Source organism: Mycobacterium sp. 1245805.9 (assembly GCF_001672915.1).
GTDB lineage: Bacteria > Actinomycetota > Actinomycetes > Mycobacteriales > Mycobacteriaceae > Mycobacterium.
The window spans coordinates 1-23,641 of record NZ_LZKR01000048.1; the positions used below are offsets into that span (position 1 = coordinate 1).

General features: G+C 68.9%; 20 protein-coding genes and 2 pseudogenes. 10 read left to right on the top strand and 12 right to left on the bottom strand.

The window, feature by feature from the left end:
- Positions 1–593, bottom strand: a 593-nt coding sequence (locus A9X00_RS07880; RefSeq protein ID WP_156771983.1) for a PE family protein, incomplete at its 3' end; no start/stop codon positions are given.
- A 211-nt stretch (positions 594–804) separates the two neighbouring features.
- Between A9X00_RS07880 and A9X00_RS07885 the strand changes: the two genes are divergently transcribed.
- Complete coding sequence (locus A9X00_RS07885) at positions 805–1,845, top strand: hypothetical protein (RefSeq protein WP_067151519.1); 1,041 nt, start codon at positions 805–807, stop codon at positions 1,843–1,845.
- Positions 1,846–2,112: 267 nt separating this feature from the next.
- On the opposite strand, the gene A9X00_RS07890 is transcribed toward A9X00_RS07885, so the two are convergent.
- From A9X00_RS07890 to A9X00_RS07900, 3 genes are read right to left on the bottom strand one after another with little or no spacing between them, the layout of a single operon-like run.
- Positions 2,113–2,577 (bottom strand): hypothetical protein, encoded by a 465-nt coding sequence (locus A9X00_RS07890; RefSeq protein WP_067151573.1) that lies wholly within the window; start codon positions 2,575–2,577, stop codon positions 2,113–2,115.
- Positions 2,578–2,588: 11 nt separating this feature from the next.
- Positions 2,589–5,501, bottom strand: a complete 2,913-nt coding sequence (locus A9X00_RS07895) for an RND family transporter (RefSeq protein ID WP_067151522.1) — start codon at positions 5,499–5,501, stop codon at positions 2,589–2,591.
- Positions 5,498–5,941 carry an MmpS family transport accessory protein gene (locus A9X00_RS07900; RefSeq protein ID WP_067151525.1) on the bottom strand — a complete coding sequence of 148 codons (444 nt, stop codon included), beginning with the start codon at positions 5,939–5,941 and terminating at the stop codon, positions 5,498–5,500. Before A9X00_RS07900 ends, A9X00_RS07895 begins: the two co-directional genes overlap by 4 nt.
- Before the next feature lie 227 nt (positions 5,942–6,168).
- Here A9X00_RS07900 and A9X00_RS07905 point away from each other — a divergent pair, with 227 nt between their 5' ends.
- Positions 6,169–6,897, top strand: a complete 729-nt coding sequence (locus A9X00_RS07905) for a TetR/AcrR family transcriptional regulator (RefSeq protein ID WP_232006711.1) — start codon at positions 6,169–6,171, stop codon at positions 6,895–6,897.
- Between the two features lie 61 nt (positions 6,898–6,958).
- On the opposite strand, the gene A9X00_RS07910 is transcribed toward A9X00_RS07905, so the two are convergent.
- Genes A9X00_RS07910 through A9X00_RS07920 form a run of 3 tightly spaced genes read right to left on the bottom strand, consistent with a single transcriptional unit; the run spans position 6,959 to position 11,013 of the window.
- Entirely contained in the window at positions 6,959–7,798 is an 840-nt protein-coding gene (locus A9X00_RS07910) for a pseudouridine synthase (protein ID WP_082974855.1), read from the bottom strand.
- A gap of 18 nt (positions 7,799–7,816) precedes the next feature.
- Positions 7,817–9,541: a glycerol-3-phosphate dehydrogenase/oxidase gene (locus A9X00_RS07915; protein ID WP_067151531.1), complete on the bottom strand. Its 1,725-nt coding sequence runs from the start codon at positions 9,539–9,541 to the stop codon at positions 7,817–7,819.
- 56 nt (positions 9,542–9,597) lie between these two features.
- Positions 9,598–11,013, bottom strand: a complete 1,416-nt coding sequence (locus A9X00_RS07920) for an NAD(P)H-quinone dehydrogenase (RefSeq protein ID WP_067151534.1) — start codon at positions 11,011–11,013, stop codon at positions 9,598–9,600.
- An 84-nt stretch (positions 11,014–11,097) separates the two neighbouring features.
- Between A9X00_RS07920 and A9X00_RS07925 the strand changes: the two genes are divergently transcribed.
- Complete coding sequence (locus tag A9X00_RS07925; RefSeq protein ID WP_067151537.1) at positions 11,098–11,577, top strand: gamma-glutamylcyclotransferase; 480 nt, start codon at positions 11,098–11,100, stop codon at positions 11,575–11,577.
- A 69-nt stretch (positions 11,578–11,646) separates the two neighbouring features.
- On the opposite strand, the gene A9X00_RS07930 is transcribed toward A9X00_RS07925, so the two are convergent.
- The 3 genes from A9X00_RS07930 to A9X00_RS07940 form a co-directional block, all read right to left on the bottom strand.
- Positions 11,647–12,528 carry a hypothetical protein gene (locus A9X00_RS07930; protein WP_067151540.1) on the bottom strand — a complete coding sequence of 294 codons (882 nt, stop codon included), beginning with the start codon at positions 12,526–12,528 and terminating at the stop codon, positions 11,647–11,649.
- A 118-nt stretch (positions 12,529–12,646) separates the two neighbouring features.
- On the bottom strand, positions 12,647–13,813 hold the full coding sequence (locus A9X00_RS07935; RefSeq protein WP_067151543.1) for a M20 family metallopeptidase: 1,167 nt from the start codon (positions 13,811–13,813) through the stop codon (positions 12,647–12,649).
- The gene (locus tag A9X00_RS07940) at positions 13,810–14,997 is read right to left on the bottom strand and encodes a M20 family metallopeptidase (protein ID WP_156771984.1); all 1,188 of its coding nucleotides are present in this window, start codon (positions 14,995–14,997) and stop codon (positions 13,810–13,812) included. The genes A9X00_RS07935 and A9X00_RS07940 overlap by 4 nt, the downstream gene beginning before the upstream one ends.
- 134 nt (positions 14,998–15,131) lie before the next feature.
- Between A9X00_RS07940 and A9X00_RS07945 the strand changes: the two genes are divergently transcribed.
- Entirely contained in the window at positions 15,132–16,595 is a 1,464-nt protein-coding gene (locus A9X00_RS07945; protein WP_082974857.1) for a PPE family protein, read from the top strand.
- Between the two features lie 114 nt (positions 16,596–16,709).
- Here the strand turns inward: A9X00_RS07945 and A9X00_RS07950 are convergent, their stop codons facing one another.
- Positions 16,710–17,327, bottom strand: a complete 618-nt coding sequence (locus A9X00_RS07950; RefSeq protein ID WP_197515096.1) for a cutinase family protein — start codon at positions 17,325–17,327, stop codon at positions 16,710–16,712.
- Positions 17,328–17,415: 88 nt separating this feature from the next.
- On the opposite strand from A9X00_RS07950, the gene A9X00_RS07955 reads away from it, so the two are divergent.
- The 3 genes and pseudogenes from A9X00_RS07955 to A9X00_RS07965 all read left to right on the top strand — a co-directional run bounded on the left by A9X00_RS07955 (position 17,416) and on the right by A9X00_RS07965 (position 20,403).
- Positions 17,416–18,222 (top strand): purine-nucleoside phosphorylase, encoded by an 807-nt coding sequence (locus tag A9X00_RS07955; protein WP_067151556.1) that lies wholly within the window; start codon positions 17,416–17,418, stop codon positions 18,220–18,222.
- Between the two features lie 13 nt (positions 18,223–18,235).
- Positions 18,236–19,711: pseudogene (locus A9X00_RS07960) on the top strand (phospho-sugar mutase); the annotation flags it as partial.
- 8 nt (positions 19,712–19,719) lie between these two features.
- Entirely contained in the window at positions 19,720–20,403 is a 684-nt protein-coding gene (locus tag A9X00_RS07965; protein ID WP_067151559.1) for a hypothetical protein, read from the top strand.
- An 88-nt stretch (positions 20,404–20,491) separates the two neighbouring features.
- Here A9X00_RS07965 and upp read toward each other — a convergent pair whose 3' ends face one another.
- Positions 20,492–21,115, bottom strand: a complete 624-nt coding sequence (upp, locus tag A9X00_RS07970) for a uracil phosphoribosyltransferase (RefSeq protein WP_067151562.1) — start codon at positions 21,113–21,115, stop codon at positions 20,492–20,494.
- A 105-nt stretch (positions 21,116–21,220) separates the two neighbouring features.
- Here upp and A9X00_RS07975 point away from each other — a divergent pair, with 105 nt between their 5' ends.
- The 3 genes and pseudogenes from A9X00_RS07975 to A9X00_RS07985 form a co-directional block, all read left to right on the top strand.
- A complete protein-coding gene (locus A9X00_RS07975) occupies positions 21,221–22,063 on the top strand; it encodes an alkaline phosphatase family protein (RefSeq protein ID WP_369830731.1) in 843 nt (280 codons plus the stop codon).
- Between the two features lie 35 nt (positions 22,064–22,098).
- Positions 22,099–23,391, top strand: a complete 1,293-nt coding sequence (locus A9X00_RS07980) for a primosomal protein (protein ID WP_067151570.1) — start codon at positions 22,099–22,101, stop codon at positions 23,389–23,391.
- A 66-nt stretch (positions 23,392–23,457) separates the two neighbouring features.
- Positions 23,458–23,641, top strand: a pseudogene (locus A9X00_RS07985) (hypothetical protein); the annotation flags it as partial.

Below are 23,641 nucleotides of genomic sequence, written 5' to 3' on the forward strand. Positions count from 1 at the left end.
TTGCCGCCGTTGCCCGCGCTTCCACCGACACCCACGGCCCCGGCCGCGGTGCCGGCGAGGGCGTTGCCGCCGGCCCCGCCGTTGCCGCCGTGGCCCCACAGGCCCGCGGACCCACCGTTGCCCCCGTTTTGCCCCGTCGCACCGGCAGCGCCGTTGCCGCCGTTGCCGAACAAGATGCCGCCATCCCCGCCGTTGCCCCCCGGCGTTGTGGCGTTGGCACCGTTGCCGATCAGCGGGCGACCCACAAGGAGCTCGGTGGGCGCATTGATCGCGCCCAACACGTCTTGCTCGACGGTTTGTAACGGCGAGGCGTTGGCCGCCTCGGTCAGCGAATACGCGGCCCCCGCACCGCTCAAGGTGCGCACAAACTCGCCATGAAGCGCGGCCGCGCGCGCACTCAACGACTGATAGGCCCGGGCGTAGCCGGAAAACACCGATGCGATCGCCCCCGACACCTCGTCACCCCCGGCGGCCGCCACGCCGGTGGTCGGCGCCACGGCCGCCCCGTTCGCGGCGGTCACCGCAGAGCCGATGTTGGCCAGATCCGTTGCCGCCGAGGCCAAAAACTCGGGGGCCGCCACCACATACGACATCGCTATCCTCCCGCCACATGATTGGCGTATCGACGAATCGAACGAGCTTGAGGGCTCAAAATGATTACGCCGGTGCCGACCGAATAGTTCAGGGGTCCGGCAAGCCTCAGGGTCAGGATCGCCTCCCGTCGGGCAGGTGGCACCAACTGCCTGAATTGCGCTCGACGCGGCTTTTCTCCCCGGCGCGTTTTCGGGATGGGACCATTTGCTGATGAACCGGGACGACCCCGAGGGCGGCCCTGGCGATCTGGATCATCCGGTTGCCGGGCACGAACGCGCTGCGCCTGTGCCATCGGCTCGGTCCAGACGCAAGCTGTGGATATCCGGCGGCATCTTTGCCGCAACCGTGGTCATCGCGGTCAGCGTGGTCAGCTTTCGTGCGCTCCTGCACTACGCGCACAGCTGGCATCGGAATGAGGAGCAGGAACAGCAGCTTGCGCTTGCCGTTTCTCCGCCCGTTCACGACCCCCGCGGTGTGGCGGTCGATGCCGCCGGCAACGTGTACGTGGCCGACTCGAGCACCAATCGGGTACTGAAAGTGGCGATCGGCTCGAACACCCCGACAATGCTGCCGTTCACTGGCCTCAAGCTGTCCACCGGCGTCGTGAACAATTCCATCGCCGGTGTGGCGGTGGATGCCCCAGGCAACGTCTACGTCGTCGACTCCGGCAACAACCGGGTGCTGAAGCTGGCGGACGCGTCGAGCACGCCAACCGTGCTGCCGTTCACCGGCCTCGACAGGCCCTCGGGTGTGGCACTGGACACCGCCGGCAACGTCTATCTCGCCGATTCTGGCAACGATCGGGTGGTCAAGCTGGTGGCCGGGTCGAGCACCCAAACCGTACTGCCAACAACCCGCGGCGCCATTCCCGATGCTGTGGCGGTGGACAGCGCCGGCACCGTCTACGCCAGCGTCTACAAATACTGCGGACTGCACGCGACCTGTCATTTCCTGTTGAAACTGGCGGCCGGCTCGGACAACTGGGCCGAGCTGACGTCCGCTGGCGTGGAACAGCACGTGGCGGTGGACACCGCTGGCAACCTCTACGTAGTCACCATGGGCGAAGCCGGTGGCGTGATGAAGTTGGCGCCTGGGTCGAGCAGCTGGACCAAACTGCCCGGAGTGTCCGGCTTCAGAGCGCCCGGGGGGTTAGCGGTGGACACCCGCGGAAACGTGTACGTCACCGACAACCAGACGCCAGGAGAGGGCGCCACCAGTCGCGGCCTGATCGTGAAGCTGCCGACGGGCTGACGTGTTCGCCGCGGAACACCTCGGGTGACGGCGAGCGATCCGCTGCGCCATCGAGTGGCGCCTCGACGCAGTCGCCCCGCCGCGTAAATGGTTGACCGGCCGTCAAAATGGTGGCTGCTGGTCGTCGTCGGTGTAGCTCCAGGTTTCGGTTTGGTGGCGAGGCGGGTGGCGCGCTCCTGGGCGGTTCGGCGCCGTTTTGGGCATCATCGCGGCGCGCTCGGCGCACCGCTCGGGTGCCATTGACCCCCATGCGTGAGGGCCCGGCCGCTACTCGGTGGTCAGCGCATCAGACGACTTGTGTGCCGTCGTAACTGCGTGCTGTAGGGGCCCTTTCAATCGGGCGACCCTGAGCAGCTGCATGGTGAGGTTTGTGGCTCCCAACATTGGGAGCACGCCGATGAATGTTCGAATCGAAGGGGTGCCGCCGTGTAGCTGTTGTAGGCAGCCGAACACGTAGAAGCATCCCATTGCGAAGAGAATGACGGGTATCGAGTAGGCGAGCGGTGAGCGGCAATCGGAGACGATTTCCCGCGCATAGTCGATCTCGTCCTGCGACATGGATTGGCGCTTACGGAGTTTGGCTAGGACCGCTTTGTGGGCGCCTACTGTTTCGCCCAACGCTGCGGGCTTTCGATCTTCCAACCGCCTGATGAACAGGAATGCGCACGCGACGAATGTAAGTCCCAGCGACGCAACAACTATCGTGAGCAAGGTATACAAACCAAAGGCCATCGTTTGCACCCTTATCTTTTCGCGGTGACCGTGTCATCGCTGCTCACCGCCGGGTCTCCGTCTTCCCAGAGCAGCAGCTGACGGACCGCGGGGCGCGGGCCGTAGGGTCGCAGCATGGTGCTGGCGGGGCGCGGGCGCACCCGCAATGGCCACCAGAACCAGCGCCCGAGCAGCGCGGCGATCGATGGCGTCATGAACGCGCGCACGATCAGGGTGTCGAACAGCAAACCCAGCGCGATGGTGGTCCCGATCTGGCCGAGCACCAGTAGGTCGGCGAACGCGAAGGAGGCCATGGTGGCCGCGAAAACCAGGCCGGCGGAGGTGACCACCGATCCGCTGCCGGCGATGGCGCGGATGATGCCGGTGTTGATTCCCGCGTGGATTTCCTCTTTGAACCGGGAGATGAGCAACAGGTTGTAGTCCGAGCCCACCGCCAACAGCAGGATGACGGCCAGCGCCAGCACGATCCAGTACAACTGGATGCCGAGGATGTCCTGCCAGAGCAGCACCGATAAGCCGAACGAGGCGCCCAGCGACAGGGCGACCGTACCCACGATGACGATCGCGGCGAGCAGGCTTCGGGTGATGAACAACATGATCATGAAAATCAGGCTCATCGCCGCCAGTGCCGCGATCATCAGGTCGTAGGTCGCGCCTTCTTGGATGTCCTTGTAGGTGGCGGCGGTGCCGGAGAGGTAGACGTGCGAGCCGGCCAGGATGGTGCCCTTCACCGCGTCTTTGGCCGCGTTTCTGATCGAGTCGATGCTGGCGATGCCCCGGGGGGTGGCGGGATCGCCTTCGTGGGTGATGATCATTTGGATGGCTTTGCCGTCCGGGGAGAAGAACAGTTTCAGGCCCCTTTGGAACTCGGGGTTGGTGAAGGCCTCCGGCGGCAGGTAGAACGAATCGTCGATCTTTGCGGCGTCGTAGGCCTGACCGAGCGCGGTCGCGGTGTCGGTGTTGGCCCGCGTTTGGGCGTTGATCCCTGAGTTGGTGGCGTAGTTGGACAGCGTCAGCCTGAGGTTTTTTTCTTGGTCGGCGATCTGGGGCGGCAGCAGCGTCACGAGTTTTTGTTGGCCCGCATCCAGCTTGTCCAGACTCGCTGTGAGCGTGGTGAATTGTTCGCTGAGCTGGTCGATCCCGTCGATGGCGTCGAAGACACTTCTGAGCGCAGAGCAGACCGGGATGTCGTAGCAGTGCCTTTCCCAATAGAAATAGCTGCGAACGGGGCGCAAGAAGTCGTCGAAATCGGCGATCTCGTCGCGCAGTTGATTGATGACTGCGATGGTGGCGTGGAAGCTTCGGGTCTCATCGTTGGTCGAGGCGGCAAGGTCCTTCTGGAGTGTGTACTGCTGATTCAAAATGCTGACAGTGTGCCTTATCTGGTCGGCCTGCTTGAGCAGGTCGTCTGCTCGGTCTTTTTGGTATTGCAGATTCTCGATGTTTCCGACGTTTCCGGCACTGATCTGAAACGGTATGGAGCTGTGCACGATTGGGGTGCCCTGCGGTCTGGTGAGCCCCTGTACCTTCTGGATGCCGGGCAGGTGGAAGATGGCTTTGGCGATCCGTTCGATGACGAGCATGTCGGCCGGGTTGCGCATATCGTGGTCGGCCTCGACCATAAGCAATTCGGGATTGAGTCGGGCCTCGCCGAAATGCCGCTCGGCGGCGGCGTAGCCGAGATTGGCCGGCGAATCGGCGGGCATGTACGTGCGGGCGTCGTAGCTCGTCGTGTATCCCGGTAGGGCCAGCAGACCAATGAGCGCCACAGCGAGCGTCGCGGTGAGGATGGGACCGGGCCAGCGGACGATGGCGGTGCCGATGCGTCGCCAGCCCCGAGTGCGCATCGCGCGTTTGGGGTCGAACAGAGCGAAATGGCGGCCTATGGCCAGCACAGCGGGGGCCAGGGTCAGCGCGGCTGCCAGCGCGACCAGGACGCCGGTTGCGGCAGGAATGGCCATGGTTTGGAAGTAGGGAAGCCTGGTGAAATGCAGACAGAACACCGCACCGACGACTGTCAGGCCCGAGCCCGCGATGACGTGCGCGGTGCTGCGGTACATCGTGTAGAAGGCTTCCCGACGATCTTGGCCGACATGGCGCGCTTCGTGATACCGGCCAAGGATAAAGATCGCGTAGTCCGTTCCGGCCGCGATCACCAGCAAGGTCAGCAGGTTCGTCGAGTATGTCGAGAGCCCGATGATTCCGGAATTCGCAAGCAGGGCAACCACTCCGCGGGACGCGGTCAACTCGATCATCACCGTGAACAGCACGAGGATCGCCGTGACCAGGGAACGGTAGACCCAAAACAACATGACCACGATCACCGCGATGGTGATCAACGTGACCGTCAATGTCCCTTTGCTGCCCACCTCGAACTGATCGGTGACCAGCGGCGCGGCGCCCGTGACGTACACCTTGACCCCGGGCGGCGGCGACGAGTGAGCGACGATGTCGCGCACCGAATCCACGGACTGGTTGGCTAGCGACTGTCCCTGATTACCGGCGAGGTTCACCTGCACGAGGGCGGCCTTGCCGTCGTCGCTCTGGGAGCCCGCAGCGGTCAGCGGATCCCCCCAGAAGTCCTGGATGTGCTGAACGTGCTTTGTGTCCTGCGCGAGGTTCTTGATCAGGCCGTGGTAGTAGTGGTGCGCGTCGGCCCCGAGTGGCTGATCGCCTTCCAACACGATCATGGCGGCGCTGTCGGAATCGAACTGCTTGAACACCTTGCCGATGCGTTTACTGGCCAGCAGCGCCGGCGCGTCCTGGGGGCTCTGCGAGACGTTGTGCGCTTGAGCAACCTTTTCCAGTTGCGGCACATAGACGTTGGTGACTACCGCCACGGCGAGCCAAAAAGCCGCGATCGGCACGGAGAACCGCAAGAGCATCCGCGGTACCGAACGCCGCGGCTCACCACGGTCGCTCATGCCGACTTCACCAGGCAGAACGTGTAGGCGTTCACGGTGTTGACGATCCTTTCGTCTTTGACTTCGCCGTCCACGATGATGCGGCACCCCAGCGAGTCGCTATTGCCTTGCGCCACAAGGTTGGTGAAGGCCCCGGGCTGCGTGGTCACCATCTGCAACGACCACGGCAGCGGCGCATTTGTCACCTTCTGCGGTTGGACGTTGATGTCGAGATAGTTGATGGTGGCCACCGTCCCGGGATCACCGAACACCTGCAAGGTGATGTGCTTTGGGTCGTAGTTGACGTCGTTGCCGATGGGACCGGGGGTCGACGTGTCGTTGTCCGAGCCGAAGATCCGATGCAGTCGAAAGACCCCCGATCCCGCGGCGGCGACCACAATGAGCGCGACCAGAACGACCCAGGACCGTTGGAGGCGGCGGCCGATCGAAAGCCTCTTCATTGGATCCCGTTTCGTTTCGGTTGCGCGGTGGGCAACACGCGGTCCAGCAGCGTGCGATCATGTTAGCGTAATTGGTACACAATGTAATTGTGGTTTGTATCTGATTCCAAGGAGCTTATCGCATGATCGCCGCGTCATCTAGGCTTGACGGCCGCCCTGATGTTGAGAAACTCCCGGTTGCCGAGGAACTCGTGCAAGCCGCACTGCGGGCCGCCGAGGAGCGGGGCATGGACGTAGCCGACGTGCCGGTGCTGGCGATCGCGCGTGCGGCCGGCATCTCGCGTAGCACTCTCCTGCGCCGCCTTGGCGGCACTCGGGCCGCGTTGGACGAGGCTGTCCGCGCCGCCGGGGTGGATCCGGGTGGACAGGTGCCGGTCCGGGCTCGGGCATTGACTGCGGCGGCCGCGTTGATCAGCGAATCCGGTCTAGCTGCGGCAACTTTGGAGGCGATCGCCACGCGTACCGACTGTGCGGTGCACAGCCTCTACATGGCCTTCGGCAGCCGCGATGAACTGCTGCGGCTCGTGTTCGAACACTACAGCCCCATCCCCGATTTCGAGGATGCCCTCGACGCCGCCACCGACGACCTGACCGCTACAGTGCGGGCCCTCTATCGGGCGCTGGCGGCCGCGCTGGGCCGCGAACCCCGGGTAGCACCGGCAATCCTGGCCGAAGTGTTCGCCCGTCCCACCAGCCCGACCGTGCAGACGCTGGCCCAACACGCCGTCCCCCGCATGCTGGGGTCGCTTGGCGCATGGCTCGACACGCAGGTACGACGAGGTCGGATACGTGATCTGCCCACGCCGTTGCTCATTCAGCAACTGACGGGCCCGATGCTGCTGCACATGCTGACCCGACCCGCCCTGAGCACGGTCGCAGTGGTCGAGCTGCCCGACCTGGACACCACGTGCACGGAGCTCGCGGCAAACTTCGTGCGCGCCGTCGGTCTCGAGTGAGCCGGAGGGTCGCAGGGGCCGACGATCCGGCCGGCGGTCAGTCGTTGTGCTGTTCTGGCGCCTACGGCCCCGGTCGCCGGCTGACGAACTCGCGCCGCACACCGGAGCGCGGGTCGTCGAATTCGATGCGCTGCGCCAGCAACCGCAGCGGCGTGCTGAAGTCATCGGGGGCGACGTCAACAATGTTGGGGTACAAGGGATCACCCTCGATCGGCACGCCCAGCGAGGCCATGTGCACCCGCAGCTGATGCGTGCGCCCGGTGCGCGGCGTCAGCCGATACACGCCGTCGCCCACCAGCTCTACCAACGTCTCCGCGTTCGGCACACCGGGCTCGCAGAACGCCTGCAAAACCCCGCGCCGCTTGACAATTCGGCTGCGCACCACCCGCGGCAGCACCAAAGACGGGTCGACGGCCGCGCGCGCCAAATAAACCTTGCTGACCAAGCCTCGGGAAAACAGAGTCTGGTAGGCGCCGCGCACCTCGCGCCGGGTCGTGAACAGCAGCACGCCGGCCGTGAGCCGGTCGAGCCGGTGCGCCGGGCTCAGCTCGGGCAACCCGAGTTCGCGGCGCAGCCGCACCAGCGCGGTCTGCGCGACGTGGCGGCCCCTGGGCATGGTGGCCAAGAAGTGCGGCTTGTCAACGACGACGATGTCGTCGTCTTGGTGCAGCACCGGGATCTCGAAGGGCACCGGCACCTCGTCGCGCAGCTCGCGATACAGGTAGACGAAGGAACCCGCCGGCAGCACGGTCGTCTCGTCAACCGGGGCGCCGTCGGCGTCGACGACCTCGCTCGCCGGCCCACCGAACCGGGCGGTCAGCTCGGCCAGCACCGGACCGCCCCGCAGCCGCACCCGCGCCGGGCCGAGCCCGTCGCGCACGGGGAGGGGCGCCGGCCTCAACTCGGCCTCACTGGGGACTCAACTGAGCGGCACCGGCTCGAGGATCTCGGCGCGCGCCTCGGGCGCGCTGGCCCGCAGCTCGTCCGCCGACACGTCGTCGGGCTGGGCCTGCGACAGGATTTCGGCCTCCACCCGCGCGGTGTAGTTGGCGACCTCGCGGTCGACGTCGGCGGCGGACCACCCCAGCACCGGCGCCACCACGTCGGCCACCTCGCGAGCACAGTCGACGCCGCGGTGCGAGTACTCGATGGAGATGCGCATCCGGCGGGCCAGGATGTCCTCCAGGTGCAGGGCCCCCTCGGCGGTGACGGCGTAGAGCGCCTCGACCCGCAGGTAGCCGGGCGCCTCCTTGATCGGGCTGAGCAGGTCGGGGGTCTCGGCCGCCAGCTCCAGAACCTCGCCGATCAGGGAGCCGTAGCGGTCCAGCAGGTGGCGCACCCGGTACGGGTGCAGTCCCTTCAGCGTCCCGACGTGTTCGACCTGGTTGACCAGCGCGAAGTACCCGTCGGCGCCCAGCAGGCTCACCTTCTCGGTGATCGACGGCGCCACCCGGGCCGGAATGAACTGGGCGGCGGCGTCGATCGCGTCGGCGGCCATCACCCGGTAGGTGGTGTACTTGCCGCCGGCGATTGCGACCAGCCCGGGCGCCGGCACCGCCACCGCGTGCTCGCGGGACAGCTTGGACGTCTCCTCGCTCTCCCCGGCCAGCAACGGCCGCAGCCCGGCGTACACGCCGTCGATGTCGGCGTGCGTCAGCGGCGTGGCGAGCACGGTGTTGACGGTCCCGAGGATGTAGTCGATGTCGGCCTTGGTGGCCGCGGGGTGGGCGAGGTCGAGATTCCAGTCGGTGTCGGTGGTTCCGATGATCCAGTGGCTGCCCCACGGTATGACGAACATCACCGACTTTTCGGTGCGCAGGATGATCGCGACGTCGCTGACGATCCGGTCGCGCGGCACCACGACGTGCACGCCCTTGGACGCGCGGACCTGAAAACGCCCGCGCTGCTTGGACAGCGCCTGAATCTCGTCGGTCCACACCCCGGTGGCGTTGACGACGACGTGGCCGCGCACCTCGGTGATCGCGCCGTCCTCGGAGTCGCGCACCCGCACGCCGGTCACCCGATCGCCCTCGCGCAGCAGCGCGACCACCTGGCTGGAGGACCGCACCACCGCGCCGTAGTGCGCCGCGGTGCGCGCGACCGTCATGGTGTGGCGGGCGTCGTCGACGACGGTGTCGTAGTAGCGGATCCCGCCGACGAGCGACGTGCGCTTGAGGCCCGGGCTCAGCCGCAACGCGCCGGCGCGGGTCAAATGCTTTTGCGCCGGAACGGATTTCGCGCCGCCCAGGCGATCGTAGAGGAAGATGCCGGCGGCGGTGTAGGGGCGTTCCCAGACCCGATGGGTCAGCGGGAACAGGAAGGGCATCGGCTTGACCAGGTGCGGCGCCAGCTTGGTAAGCGACAGCTCGCGCTCGTACAGCGCCTCGCGAACCAGGCCGAACTCCAGCTGCTCGAGGTAGCGCAGCCCGCCGTGGAACATCTTCGACGACCGGCTCGACGTGCCCGAGGCGAAATCGCGCGCCTCGACCAGCGCCACCTTGAGCCCGCGCGTCGCGGCGTCCAGCGCAGACCCCGAGCCCACCACGCCGCCGCCGATGACCACCACGTCGAACTGCTCGGCGCCCAGCCGCTCCCAGGCCAGCGTGCGTTGCTGCGGTCCCAGCGCGTCGATCGGGTCGCTCACTGCGGGAGCTCCTGTCCGGTTACTCGTCGGTAGGTGTGCGGTTCCCAGGCTAGTGGCTAATCCAGATCGTCGTGCGCCATCAGCCGGCGCGCGGCCTCGGTGATCGAGCCGGACAGCGACGGGTAGACGGCCAGCGTCTGCGCCAGCTCGTTGACGGTGATGCGGTTCTGCACCGCCACGGCGATCGGCAGGATCAGCTCCGAGGCGATCGGCGCCACCACGACGCCGCCGATCACCACGCCGGTGGACCGCCGGCAGAAGACCTTGACGAAGCCCTGCCGCAGGCCCGACATCTTGGCCCGCGCGTTGGTCCGCAGCGGCAGCATGATGGTGCGCGCCGACACCGAACCGTCGTCGATCATCGATTGCGGCACCCCGACCGCGGCGATCTCGGGCCTGGTGAACACCGTCGCGGCGACCGTGCGCAACCGGATCGGGCTGACGCCCTCCCCCAGCGCGTGATACATCGCGATCCGGCCCTGCATGGCGGCGACCGACGCCAGCAGCAGCAGCCCCGTGCAGTCGCCCGCAGCGTAGATCCCCGGCACCGAGGTGCGCGAAACCCGGTCCACCGTCAGGTAATTGCCCCGGCCGAGCTCGATGCCGACGCGTTCCAGGCCCAGGCCGCTGGTGTTGGGGACCGATCCGATGGTCATCAGCGCGTGGCTGCCCTCGACGGTGCGGCCGTCCGTCATCGTGACCAGCACCCCGGCGTCGGTGCGGGTGACCGACTCGGCGCGCGCGTTCTTGAACAGCTGCACGCCTCGTTCGGCGAACGACTCCTCCAGCACCAGCGCTGCGTCGGCGTCTTCGTACGGCAGCACCCGGTCGCGGCTGGCCGCCACCGACACGTGCACGCCCAGCTCGGTGTAGGCGTGCACGAACTCGGCGCCGGTCACCCCGGAGCCCACCACGACCAGGTGCTCGGGCAGCGCGTCCAGGTCGTAGAGCTGCCGCCAGGTCAGGATCCGCTCGCCGTCGGGCTTGGCGGTCGGCAGGATCCGTGGGCTGGCGCCGGTGGCGATCAGCACGACGTCGGCCTCGTGCTCGCTGACGGTGCCATCGGCGGCGGTGGCCTTGATGCGGTGCTTGGCCAGGCCGGGCGCGGGGTCGACGAGCTCGCCGCGGCCCGCGACCACCTCGACACCCACGGCGAGCAGCTGGGCGGTGATGTCCGCCGACTGCTCGGTGGCGAGCCGTTTGACCCGGGCGTGGATCTGCGGCAACGAGATCTTGGCGTCCTCGAAGTCGATGTCGAAGCCCAGCCGGGGCGCGCGGCGCAGCTCGGTGCGCAGCCCGGTGGACGCGATGAACGTCTTGGACGGCACGCAGTCGTCCAGCACGGCCGCCCCGCCCACGCCGTCGGAGTCGATCACGGTGACGTGCGTCGTGTCCGGATGGGAGGTGGCGGCGACGAGCGCGGCTTCGTACCCGGCCGGCCCTCCCCCGAGGATGACAATGCGGGTCACCACGGTCCCTAACCTATCGGGGCGGCGGGGACCCTGCGAATCGCTCGGGTGAATACCGCGCGAGCGTGCGACGTCTAAGCTTTCCCCGTGCCGCTATACGCCGCGTACGGGTCGAACATGGATCCCGAGCAGATGCTCAAGCGCGCGCCGCACTCGCCGATGGCCGGAACAGGCTGGCTGCACGGGTGGCGGTTGACGTTCGGCGGGGAGGACATCGGCTGGGAAGGGGCCCTCGCGACGATCGTCGAGGACCCCCAGTCGAAGGTGTTCGTCGTTCTCTACGACATGACGCCGGCCGACGAGGTCAACCTCGACCGGTGGGAGGGCTCGGAGTTCGGGGTGCACAAGAAGATCCGGTGCCGGGTCGAACGCATCTCGTCGGACACCACCACCGACCCCGTGCTGGCGTGGCTGTACGTGCTGGACGCCTGGGAGGGCGGCCTGCCGTCGGCGCGCTACCTCGGCGTGATGGCCGACGCGGCCGAAATCGCCGGCGCCCCAGAGGATTACGTGCACGACCTGCGGACCCGCCCGGCGCACAACATCGGCCCGGGGACTTCGGCTTAGTTCTCGTTCCGCCGCGAGCGTGCGTGTTTGCACGCCGACACGCCGTCGGGGCCGGCATTTTGCGCACATTCACGCAGCCTTTCGCAGATGTGTCTCGAGCCGGCGGACAAGTTCCCGCGGCCGGTATCTGATGTCCTCGGCAATCATGGGCACCACCACCCAGCCCAGCTCCTGGAGCGCCGCCACCCGCCGACGGTCACGAATGAAGGCGTCCGGTCCGCTGTGCCAATCGACGCCGTCGTACTCGGCGGCGATCCGAAATTCCGGCCAGGCGAAATCGAGCCGCCAGATACGTCCCTGCAGGTCGACGACCTCGTACTGCAGCATTGGCTCGGGCAAGCCGCCATCGATCATGACCAGCCGGGCCTCGCTCTCCATCGGCGACTCGGCCTTGGGGGAGGCCAGCGGCAGCAACTCGCGGGTGTGGACGACGCCGCGCCGACCCGCCTGGCGCGTGACCGCCCGCTGGAGGTCGTCGCGGCTGCAAGAACCGCTGCGCAGCGCGGCGTCCAGCGTGGCCAGCGCCCTCGGCCGACGCAGTCCACGGGCGACCTCGATCGCCGTCCAGGCCGGCGTCGTGATGGGCCGTCCCGCAACCATGGTCAGCGGCGCACCAGCGCGGCGATGCACGACCAGCCCGCGCGTCGGACGCAACTGCCGGCCGGGCGGATTGAGCACGTGCAGCGCCGGATCTCGCTCGGTATCGAAGCCATACACCTCGGCGGCGGTAGTCAGGCATACCGCTACCGTGGTGCCGGCCGCCAAATCCAGACCGCGCAGCTGCAAGCCACGGTCCACCGCTCCGCGAGCGTAAATCCCGTACCAAACCTTTTGCAGCACACCGTAATTAAGTGCAGCCTCCAAGCCGCGACGGGTGAGGTGCTGCAACGCTTGTGCAGAGGTCACCACGCCGCCTTGCGCGTCGAGCAGCTGGACCAGCGCTGGGTTCATGCCGGGTAATCGTGAGCACGCGATGCATCGCCGGCAATTCACCGTGACGAGCGTGCGCACAATGCCGCGTTGCACGGCGTGTCTGTGCACAAACACGCACGCTCGCGAAGGACGAGACCTAGAACAGGGCCGCCTGCTCGACGATGTTGACCATCACGCGCAGGCCGATCGCCAGGGCCCGCTCATCGAGGTCGAAGGTCGGCTGGTGCAGGTCCAGCTGCGGCCCGTCGCCCGACCACACCCCCAGCCGCGCCATCGCGCCGGGAATCTCCTCGAGATACCAGGAGAAATCCTCCCCGCCGCCGGACTGGCGGGTGTCGCGCGGCCCGTCGGGGCCGACGGCCTCGATCGCGTGGGTCAGGATCCGCGTCGAGATGTCCTCGTTGACCACCGGCGGCACGCCGCGCCGGTATTGCAGCGTGTGCTCGATCGCCAGCGGGGACAGCAGCGCGGACACGGTCTCGCGGATGACCTCCTCCAGGGCGATCCAGGTCTGGCGGCTGGCGGTGCGCACGGTGCCGGCCAGCACCCCGGTTTGCGGGATCGCGTTGGGGGCCACGCCCGCGTTGACGGCGCCCCACACCAGCACCGTGCTGTTGCGCGGGTCGATGCGGCGCGACAGCACCCCCGGCAGCCCGGTGATCAGCGTGCCCAGGCCGTAGACCAGGTCGGCGGTCAGGTGCGGGCGCGACGTGTGACCGCCGGGCGAATATAGCGTGATCTCCATCTGGTCGGCCGCCGAGGTGATCGGGCCCTGCCGGACCGCGACCTTGCCGACCTCGAGGCGGGGATCGCAGTGCAGGGCGAAGATCCGCGACACCCCGGACAGCGCCCCGGCCGCGATGGCGTCGATCGCCCCGCCGGGCATCAACTCCTCGGCGGCCTGGAAGATGAGCCGCACCCCGACGGGCAGCTCCGGCACCGATCCGAGCGCCAGCGCCGTACCCAGCAGAATCGCGGTGTGCGCGTCGTGCCCGCAGGCGTGCGCCACGTTGGGCATCGTCGAGGCGTAAGGCGCCCCGGTCAGCTCGGCCATCGGCAGCGCGTCCATGTCGGCCCGCAGCGCGATCCTCGGCTCGTGCTCGGGACCCATGTCGCAGATCAGCCCGGTCCCCGGCAGCAGCTTCGGCTTCAGCCCCGCGTCGACCAGCCGCTCGGCGACGAACTGCGTGGTGGCGAACTCCTGCCGGCCCAACTCCGGGTAGCGATGGATGTGCCGGCGCCACTCCACCAGCTCCTGGTGGTGCGCGGCCAACCACGATTCGGCGGTGTCGACGAGGCTCATGCGTGCGCCCCGCCGGGTCTGCGCTGCTGCGCGGCCAGCACCCGGTCGCGCTGTTCGGGGGCCTGCGCGAGGTGAACGACGGTGCGCGCCAACATGATCGCGCCGTCGACGACCGCGCGGTCGGCGCTCGGGCCGGCTGCGGCCGCCGCGAAGGCCCGCTGGTGCACGGTCGCGCCGCCGGCGTCGACCCCGACCACCGGGTGGATGCCCGGCAGGACCTGCGTCACGTTGCCCATGTCGGTGCTGCCCATCGGCAACGTCGCCTCGAACTCGCGAGCCACCGGCTCGCGCCCGAGGCGGCGCATCTCCTCGCGGAAGACATCCGACAGCCACTCGTCGGGCTTGAGTTCGTCGTACGCCGGTGCGGGGTTGTCGATTTCGTATTCGCAGCCGGTGGCCAGCGCGCCCGCGGCGAAGCACGCGTACATCCTGCCCTCCAGCTGTCTCAGCGAATCCGACTCGACCGCCCGCATCGCATACTGCAGCGCCGCGTGCCCGGGAATGACGTTGACCGCCTGGCCTCCGTCGGTGACGATCCCGTGCACCAGTTGGCCGGGCGCCAGTTGCTGCCGCAACAGCCCGACGGCCACCTGCGCGACGGTCACGGCGTCGGCGGCGTTGACCCCCTGATGCGGCGCGACGGCAGCATGGGATTCCTTGCCACGGTAGTGCACGGTCGCCTCCGACAGCGCGAGCGAGCGGGCCCCGGCGATGTCGGCGGGCCCGGGGTGCAGCATCACGGCCGCCGCGACGTCGTCGAACACCCCGGCGCGCAGCAACAGCGCTTTGCCGCCGCCGGCCTCCTCGGCGGGGGTACCGATCAGGGCCACCCGCAGGCCGAGGTCGTCGGCCACCTCGGCCAGCGCCAGCGCGGTGCCCATCGCCGACGCGGCGATGATGTTGTGCCCGCACGCGTGCCCGATCTCGGGCAGCGCGTCGTACTCGGCGCACACCCCGACGGTCAGCGGCCCGCTGCCGAAGTCGGCGCGGAAGGCCGTGTCCAGGCCGCCCGCGGCGGCGGTGATCTCGAACCCGCGCTCGGCGACCAGCGCCTGGGCCTTGGCGCAGCTGCGATGCTCGGCGAACGCGAGCTCGGGCTCGGCGTGGATGGCGTGGGACAGCTCGACGAGGTCGGCGCCCCGTCGCCGCACGGCGTCCTCGACGTCTTCCAACGCGTCGTCCAACGGGGCATCTAACGAGCGAGCGGGCACCTTGGCAGTATCTCACCGCCGCAGTGTGGCCAATCCCACCAAACCATATAACCGGTTTTTGCCCGCATAAGTGGACTTAAAGTATGTAATTCTGCTATCTATGTGACATGAGTTTTCTAGTGTTGCCCCCCGAGATCAACTCGTTGCGGATGTTCATCGGCGCGGGGTCGGCACCGATGCTAGAGGCCGCGGCGGCCTGGGATGGGCTGGCCTCCGAGCTCGCGTCGGCGGCGTCGTCGTTCGCGTCGGTGACCTCCGAGCTGACCAGCCAGGCGTGGCAGGGCCCGGCGGCGGCCGCGATGATGGCGGCGGCCTCCCCCTACGCCGGCTTCCTGAGCGCGGCCGCCACCCAGGCCCAGAACGCGTCGGCGCAGGCCCAGGCCGTGGCGGCGGTGTTCGAGTCGTCGCTGGCGGCGACGGTGCACCCGGCGATAGTCGCGTCCAACCGCAGCGACCTGGTGTCCCTGGTGGTGTCGAACCTGTTCGGCCAGAACGCCCCGGCGATCGCGGCCGCCGAGGCCGAGTACGAGCAGATGTGGGCCCAGGACGTGGCCGCGATGGTCGACTATCACGCCGGCGCGTCCGCCGCGGCGACGCAGCTGGCGGCGTCCGGCCCCCTGGATTTCATCGAGCAAAACATCTTCGCACCGCTGGAAGCCTTGCCCGGCATCAATTTCGGGGGCATCGGCAACGCGCACCTGCTGACCCTGGGCATCGGGAACTCACAGTCGTGGAACCTGGGCAGCGGCAACCTGGGCCTGCTCAACCTGGGCAGCGGCAACATCGGCAACGTCAACCTGGGCAGCGGCAACTTCGGCCACTGGGACCTGGGCAGCGGCAACATCGGCAGCTTCAATTTCGGCAGCGCCAACATCGGCAGCTACAACCTCGGCTTCGGCAACAACGGCGGCTACAACCTGGGCTTCGGCAACAACGGCAGCAACAACTTCGGCTTCGGCAACCTGGGCTCGGGGAACTTCGGGTTCGGCAACACCGGCACCGGCAACATCGGCATCGGGCTCACCGGCGACCACCAGATCGGTTTCGGCGGCCTGAATTCCGGGATCGGCAACATCGGGTTCGGCAACTCCGGCACCGGCAACATCGGCTTCTTCAACTCCGGCAACGGCAACATCGGCATCGGCAACTCGGGCCAGTTCAACTGGGGCCTGGGCAATTCCGGTGCCTTGACCGCGGGGCTGCTCAACTCCGGATCGAGCGACACCGGGATCTTCAACTCGGGTGACTACGCCACCGGCGCCTTCAACGCGGGCAACTACAACACGGGTTTCTTCAACTCGGGCAGCACCAACACCGGCTTCTTCAACTCCGGCGACCTGAACACCGGCGCGGGCAACCTGTTCACGGGGAGCGGCGCCAGTTCGGGTTTCGGCAACCTCGGCACCGGGAGCTCCGGGTTCGGCAACGCCGGCGACTTCGCCTCCGGGATCGGCAACACCGGCGACTACGTCTCGGGCTTCTTCAACGCGGGGATCAACGCCGCCGTGACCGGGCCGCCGTCGGCCTTCGCGGCCGGCGTCAACGCCCTGCGGAGCCTCCTGGGCCTGTAGCGGTAATAACCTCGCCGAGCCTGTAATTTCGCAGGCCCCTACTCGTACTTCCCCTGCGGATTTACAGGCTCGGCGATCCAGGTCCGTCGCGGGTTGGATCGCGTACGCGTCCGGCTACACCAGCCCGGCGATGAACCCCGCCGCCTGGGCGGGGTAGGGCGGCACTTCGTAGACGTGGTGGGCGTCGCGGTCGCGACCGCCGACGACACAGACCGGGTCGCCGTCGCTGCACAGGTCGATGGCGCGCCCGGCGAACGCGCCCGTCGTCGACAGGGGCGTGTTGAAGCGGTTGCCGGGGTTGCCGAACACCGCGACCGCCCGCACCTTGTCGGCCAGACCGGGATCCAGCGCGGGGGCCGATCCGAAGTTGCCGATGCGCTGCCCGATCGGCGGCACCCCCGCCAGCATCGACACCGCCGAGGCGCCCTGCGAGAAGCCACCGAGCACCAGCTTTGTCGCCGGGCACTGCTCGACCATCTGCGCGATGTGATCGCGTGCGTCGTTGGCGCCGTCGGCGGTGGTAAGGAAGTTGTAGCTGGCCGGATAGTTCACCGGATAGGCGTCGACGTGGCGGGCGCCGAGGGCGGGCTGCAGCGCGGCGAACAGCGCGTCGCCCACCGCCCCCAGGCCGGGCGGCTCGGCGGTGCCGCGGGCGAAGATGAGCTGGACATCGGGACACGGGTCGGCCGCCGCCGCCGGTGCCCGGCCGCACGCGATCGCGACCACCGACACCGCAACGGCAACCACCAGAGGAAAATTCGACCACCCACGACGACGCATACGGCAGATCCTCACATACGCCGGGATAAGCTCGCCGACTGTGGCCGAACCCCTGCCCGATTCCGACGAGCTCGCACGGCGGGCGGCGCGGGCCATCGCCGAGCGCACCGGGGTCGACGAACACGACGTCGCGATCGTGCTCGGCTCGGGATGGCGGCCGGCGGTGGCCGCCCTCGGCCCCCCGACGGTCTCGCTGCCCCAGGCCGAGCTGCCCGGGTTCGCGCCGCCGACCGCCGTCGGGCACACCGGTGAGCTGTTGTCGGTGCGCGTCGGCGCGCACCGGGTGCTGGTGCTGGTCGGTCGCGTCCACGCCTACGAGGGGCACGACATGTGCCACGTGGTGCACGCGGTGCGCGCGGCCTGCGCGGCGGGCGTGCGCACCGTCGTGCTCACCAACGCGGCCGGCGCGCTGCGCCCCGAGCTGGCGGTCGGGCAGCCGGTGCTGATCAGCGACCACCTGAACCTCACGGCGCGCTCGCCGCTGGTCGGCCCGCAGTTCGTGGACATGACCGACGCCTATGCGCCGCGGCTGCGCGAGCTGGCCCGCGCCGGCGACCCGGAGCTGACCGAGGGCGTCTACGCCGGCCTGCCCGGACCGAACTACGAGACGCCCGCCGAGATCCGGATGCTGCGAACGCTGGGCGCCGACCTGGTCGGCATGTCGACGGTGCACGAGACCATCGCCGCCCGCGCGGCGGGCGCGGAGGTGCTGGGGGTGTCGCTGGTGACCAACCTGGCCGCGGGAATCTCGGGAGAACCGTTGAGCCACAACGAGGTGCTGGCCGCCGGGACCGCCGCGGCCAGCCGGATGGGCGCGCTGCTGGCCGACGTGGTGGCCCGGCTGTGACGACGTGACGCCGGCCCGCCCGCTTCGGTTCGGCACCGCGGGGTTGCGCGGGCCGGTGCGGGACGGACCCGACGCGATGAACGTCGCGGTGGTGGCGCGCGCGACGTGGGCCGTGGCGCAGGTGCTGGGCGAACGGGGCCTGGCGATCGTCGGCCGCGACGCCCGGCACGGCTCGGCGGCGTTCGCCACTGTGACGGCCGAAGTGCTTGCCGCCGAGGGGTTTTCGGTGCTGCTGCTGCCGGCCCCGGTGCCGACGCCGGTCGTCGCGTTCGCGGTGCGCCGCACCGGCGCGGCCGCCGGCGTGCAGATCACCGCGTCGCACAACCCGCCGGGCGACAACGGCTACAAGGTGTACTTCGAGGGCGGCATTCAGATCGTCTCGCCCACCGACCGCCGGATCGAGGCGGCGATGGCCGCCGCTCCCCCGGCCGACCAGATCGCCAGGCGCGCCGTGGAACCCGCCCACACCGACCTCGTCGAGCGATACCTCGACCGCGCGGCCGCGGTGCGCCGCGGCACCGGGTCGGTGCGGGTGGCCCTGACGCCGCTGCACGGCGTGGGCGGCGCGGTGGCGGTGGAGGCGTTGCGTCGCGCGGGATTCCACCAGGTGCACACGGTCGGGGCCCAGTTCGCGCCGGACCCGGACTTTCCCACCGTCGCCTTCCCCAACCCCGAGGAGCCCGGCGCCACCGACGCGCTGCTCGCGCTGGCCGCAGACACCCGCGCCGACGTCGCGATCGCGCTGGACCCCGACGCCGACCGCTGCGCCGTCGGCATCCCGACCGCAAAGGGCTGGCGGATGCTGTCCGGCGACGAAACCGGTTGGCTGCTGGGCGATTACCTGCTGTCCCACCAAGAGGCCCGTACGGCGGTGGTGGCCAGCACCGTGGTGTCGTCGCGGATGCTGGCGGCGATCGCCGCCGAACATGGCGCCACCCACGTGGAGACCCTCACGGGCTTCAAGTGGCTGGCGCGCGCCGATTCCGGCGTGCCGGGCGGCCGGCTGGTGTATGCCTACGAGGAGGCGATCGGCCACTGCGTCGACCCGGATGCGGTGCGCGACAAGGACGGCATCAGCGCGGCGGTGCTGGTGTGCGACCTGGTGGCCACGCTGCAGGACCAGGGCCGCTCGGTGCCCGACGCGCTCGACGACCTGGCCCGCCGCCACGGGGTGCACGACGTCGCCGCGGTGTCGCGCCGCGTCGCCGACGCCGACGAGGCCGCCGAGCTCATGCGGCGGCTGCGGGCGGCCCCGCCGAGCCGGCTGGCCGGCTTCGCCGCGACACTCACCGACATCACCGACGCGCTAATCTTCACCGGCGACGACGAGCACACCTCGGCGCGGGTGGTGGTGCGCCCGTCGGGCACCGAACCAAAACTGAAGTGCTACTTGGAGATTCGCTGCGCGCCGACCGACGACCTGCCCTCGGCCCGGGCACGCGCCCGCGCGCTGCGCGACGAGCTGGTCACCGCGGTGCAGGCGTGGTGAACTAGAGCATGTTTCTCCGAAAATACGAGCAACGGTTGGCGCCGCAACTGTCATCGGAGCTGGGGGAACCGATCCTGCGCTGCATCGCGCTCAACGCCGCCGGCGTGCAGGACCGGATGGACAACGAGAGCTTCACGCTCCTGTGGCGGCCGTCCTTGGTTGTCGACGGGCGGCCGCACACCCGGCTGCCGCAAACGATGTTCCTCATCCTGACGCCGACGCGCCTGCTGATCACCGACACCAAGAGGGGCGCCACCGGCTATCGGCCCGTCCTTGGCTCGCCGATCCTCACCCTGGCGCGGGGAGACGCCGAGATCACCGCCGTCAGAGACGACGACGGGTTGTGGCTTTATCGCCTGAAATCCCTTGCGCAATCGGCGGAACTGGACTTGGAACTGTCCAGCGGTCGCGGCATCGCGGAAGAATTGGCCACGCAGCTGCGGGAGTTCTCGGTCACACCACGCACGGCTACCGCCGCGGAGCAGCTGCTCGGCGCCCGCCGCCGGTACCAGACCAAGTCATACCGGATGGCCGGCGTCTGGACTGCGGTGTTTTCGCTGCTGTCCTTCGGCTTCGGCGCTTACCAGCTCTACGGACATCACGTCGGCCCGCCGACCCCGAAGGGGTTGTTCATTTGCGGCGCGGTTTTCGCGGTCGGAGCCGTCTGGCTGTTGGTGCCCCGTCGTGGCTAGGTCCGATGGCCCGCCTCCTCAGCCCGCCGTCCCCCTCGCCGCTCCGCGGCTGGGAGGTACCCCCAACGCGGCGCGCATCGTCACCGGGCTAGCGCGGTCCGAACTGGCGGTCGCCCGCGTCGCCGAGACCGGGGACGATGTAGGCGATCTCGTTGAGGCGGTCGTCTACGGCCACCGTGAAAAGCCGCGCGTTGGGCGCCGCTTTCTCAAGCGCGGCAACGCCTTCCGGCGCGGCCACCGCACACAGCACGGTGATGCCGGCCGCGCCGCGCCGGCGCAGCAGGTCGATCGTGTGGCACATCGACCCGCCGGTGGCCAGCATCGGATCCAGCACGATCACCGGCACGCCGGTCAGATCGTCGGGCAGGGACTCGAGATATCCCGTGGCGCAATGGGTTTCCTCGTCGCGGGCCACCCCGACGAAGCCCACCCGCGCGTCCGGGATCAGCTCCAGGGCGCGCTCGAGCATGCCCAGTCCCGCGCGCAGCACCGGCACCAGCAGGGGCGGGTCGGCCAGCCGCACCCCGACGGTCTCGGCCAGCGGCGTGCGGACGGGAAAGGTCTCGCGGGCGGCGTCGCGGGTGGCCTCGTACACCAGCATCGCGGTCAGCTCCCGCAGGCCGGCCCGGAAGTGCGCGTTGTCGGTGCGTTCGTCGCGCAACGTCGTCAGCCGGGACAGGGCCAACGGATGATCAATGACGTGCACGTCCATGGGATTTGACCCTATATAACGATTGCGACTAGCAACGCCGACACGCTCGCGTCGGCACCGTCGGGCGGGCGGCTGCGCCCATATACTCCCGGCGTGCTCAGCGCAATCAAAGGCCTGGCCGGCGCGGCGGCGTTGGCGGGACTGGCGATCATCCCGTCGGCGCCCCGGGTGGAGCTCGCGGCGGCCGCGCTGCCGCAACCCGCGCACGTGGTGATCGTGGTGGAGGAGAACCGCGCGGCGACCACCATCATCGGTAACAAGTCGGCGCCGTTCATCAACGCGCTGGCCGCGGGCGGCGCGAACATGGTGCAGTCGTTCGCCGAGGCGCACCCCAGCGAGCCCAACTACCTGGCGCTGTTCGCCGGCAGCACCCTTGGGGTGACCAAGGACTCGTGCCCGGTCGACGGCGGCGCCACCCCCAACCTGGCCTCCGAGCTGCTGGCCGCCGGCTACAGCTTCGTCGGTTACGCCGAGGGCCTGCCCGCGGTGGGTTCGACCGTGTGCAGCGCCGGCAAGTACGCGCGAAAACACGTGCCGTGGGCCAACTTCAGCAACGTGCCGCCCGCCAACTCGCTGCCGTTCTCGGCCTTCCCGATGGGCAACTACGCCGCCCTGCCGACGGTGTCGTTCGTCATCCCCAACAACGACGACAACATGCACGACGGCTCGATCGCGCAGGCCGACACGTGGCTGAGCCGCGAGCTGTCCGGCTACGCCAACTGGGCGGTGGCCAACAACAGCCTGCTGATCGTGACGTGGGACGAGGACGACGGCGGCCCGCGCAACCAGATCCCGACCGTGATCTACGGCGCGCACGTGCAGCCCGGCAACTACAACGAGCAGATCAACCACTACAGCGTGCTGTCCACGCTGGAGCAGATGTACGGGCTGCCCAAAACCGGCTACGCGGCCGGCGCCGCGCCGATCGCGACGATCTGGGCCGCGTAGCCGCCACCGCGCCGCCCGTCGCTATTGTGTGCCGCATGGCTGCTGACCTCGTGCCGATCCGCCTGAGCCTGTCCGACGGTGACCGCTACACCGTGTGGGCGCCCCGCTGGCGCGACGCCGGAGACGAGTGGGAGGCGTTCCTGGGCAAGGACGAGGACCTGTACGCCTTCTCCTCGGTCGCCGACCTGGTCGCGTTCGTGCGTTCGGGCGCCGACAACGACCTCGCGGACCACCCGGGCTGGCCGGACCTGACGTCGGCGCACGCGCACGCCTTCGAGCCCGCCGAGGACCGGCAGTTCGACCTGGTCGTCGTCGAGGAACTGGTGTCGGAGAAGCCGACCGAGGAGTCGGTGAACGCGCTCGCGGGCGTGCTGGCGATCGTGTCGTCGATCGGCTCGGTGTGCGAACTGGCGCCGGTGTCGAAGTTCTTCAACGGCAACCCCAACCTGGGCACGGTGGCCGGCGGCATCGACACCTTCACCGGCAAGGCGGGCCAGAAGCGCTGGAACGCGATCGCCGAGGTGATCGGCCGCGCCTGGGACGACGTGCTCGCCTCGATCGAGGAGATCATCAGCACCCCCGAGGTCGACGAGGACGCGTCGGAAAAGGCCGCCGAGGAACTGGCCGAGGAGCGCGAAGAGCCCGAAGAAGAAGAGGCCGAGGCCGACGAAGAAGCCGGCCAGGCCGAGGACGAAGAAGAGGCCGACGAGGAAGAGCCCGAAGAGGACGAGCCCGAGGAGGAGACCCGCGCGCCCGGCGACACCGTCGTGCTGGGCGGCGACGAGGACTTCTGGGTCCAGGTCGGCATCGACCCGATCCGCATCATCACCAGCTCCGGCACGTTCTACACGCTGCGCTGCTACCTGGACGACCGGCCGATCTTCCTCGGCCGCAACGGCCGGATCAGCGTGTTCACCTCGGAGCGGGCGCTGGCCCGCTACCTGGCCGGCGAGCACGACCACGACCTGGCCGACCTGAGCACCTACGACGACATCCGCACGGCCGCGACGGACGGCTCGCTGGCGGTGGACATCACCGACGACAACATCTACGTGCTGAGTGGGCTGGCCGACGACTTCGCCGAGGGGCCCGACGCCGTGGACCGCGACCAGCTCGACCTGGCCGTGGAGCTGCTCCGCGACATCGGCGACTACTCCGAGGAGAGCACGGTCGACAAGGCGCTGGACACCGCCCGGCCGCTGGGCAAGCTGGTCGGCCACGTGCTGGAGCCGGACTCGGTCGCCAAGCCCACACCCCCGTACGCGCCCGCCGTGCGCGAGTGGGAGAAGTTGGAGCAATTCGTCGACGGGCGGCTCAGGCGGGAGTAGGCCAGGGATGGGGCCCGGCCGCCGGCGCGTTTGACGGGCCACCCAGACTGCTCTTTACTGGCGCAGGTGTCGCTTCCCGGCATCGGCCCACTGCCCCTGTACGGATTCCAGCGCCCCGGCCTGCTGCTGTTCGGCCTGATCCCGCTGGCGCTGCTCGCCGTCTATGTCGTGGTGCAGGCCCGGCGCCGGCAGCGGCTGCGCCGCTTCACCGAGGCGCAGGTGCCGCAGTCGTGGTGGCGGCACGTGCCGA

Bases quoted from the DNA above. Each gene is read 5' to 3' on its own strand.
- A9X00_RS07885 (WP_067151519.1), top strand. From the start codon at position 805: ATGAACCGGGACGACCCCGAGGGCGGCCCTGGCGATCTGGATCATCCG.
- A9X00_RS07890 (WP_067151573.1), bottom strand. From the start codon at position 2,577: ATGGCCTTTGGTTTGTATACCTTGCTCACGATAGTTGTTGCGTCGCTG.
- A9X00_RS07895 (WP_067151522.1), bottom strand. From the start codon at position 5,501: ATGAGCGACCGTGGTGAGCCGCGGCGTTCGGTACCGCGGATGCTCTTG.
- A9X00_RS07900 (WP_067151525.1), bottom strand. From the start codon at position 5,941: ATGAAGAGGCTTTCGATCGGCCGCCGCCTCCAACGGTCCTGGGTCGTT.
- A9X00_RS07905 (WP_232006711.1), top strand. From the start codon at position 6,169: ATGGACGTAGCCGACGTGCCGGTGCTGGCGATCGCGCGTGCGGCCGGC.
- A9X00_RS07930 (WP_067151540.1), bottom strand. From the start codon at position 12,528: ATGAACCCAGCGCTGGTCCAGCTGCTCGACGCGCAAGGCGGCGTGGTG.
- A9X00_RS07935 (WP_067151543.1), bottom strand. From the start codon at position 13,813: ATGAGCCTCGTCGACACCGCCGAATCGTGGTTGGCCGCGCACCACCAG.
- A9X00_RS07945 (WP_082974857.1), top strand. From the start codon at position 15,132: ATGAGTTTTCTAGTGTTGCCCCCCGAGATCAACTCGTTGCGGATGTTC.
- A9X00_RS07965 (WP_067151559.1), top strand. From the start codon at position 19,720: ATGTTTCTCCGAAAATACGAGCAACGGTTGGCGCCGCAACTGTCATCG.
- upp (WP_067151562.1), bottom strand. From the start codon at position 21,115: ATGGACGTGCACGTCATTGATCATCCGTTGGCCCTGTCCCGGCTGACG.
- A9X00_RS07980 (WP_067151570.1), top strand. From the start codon at position 22,099: ATGGCTGCTGACCTCGTGCCGATCCGCCTGAGCCTGTCCGACGGTGAC.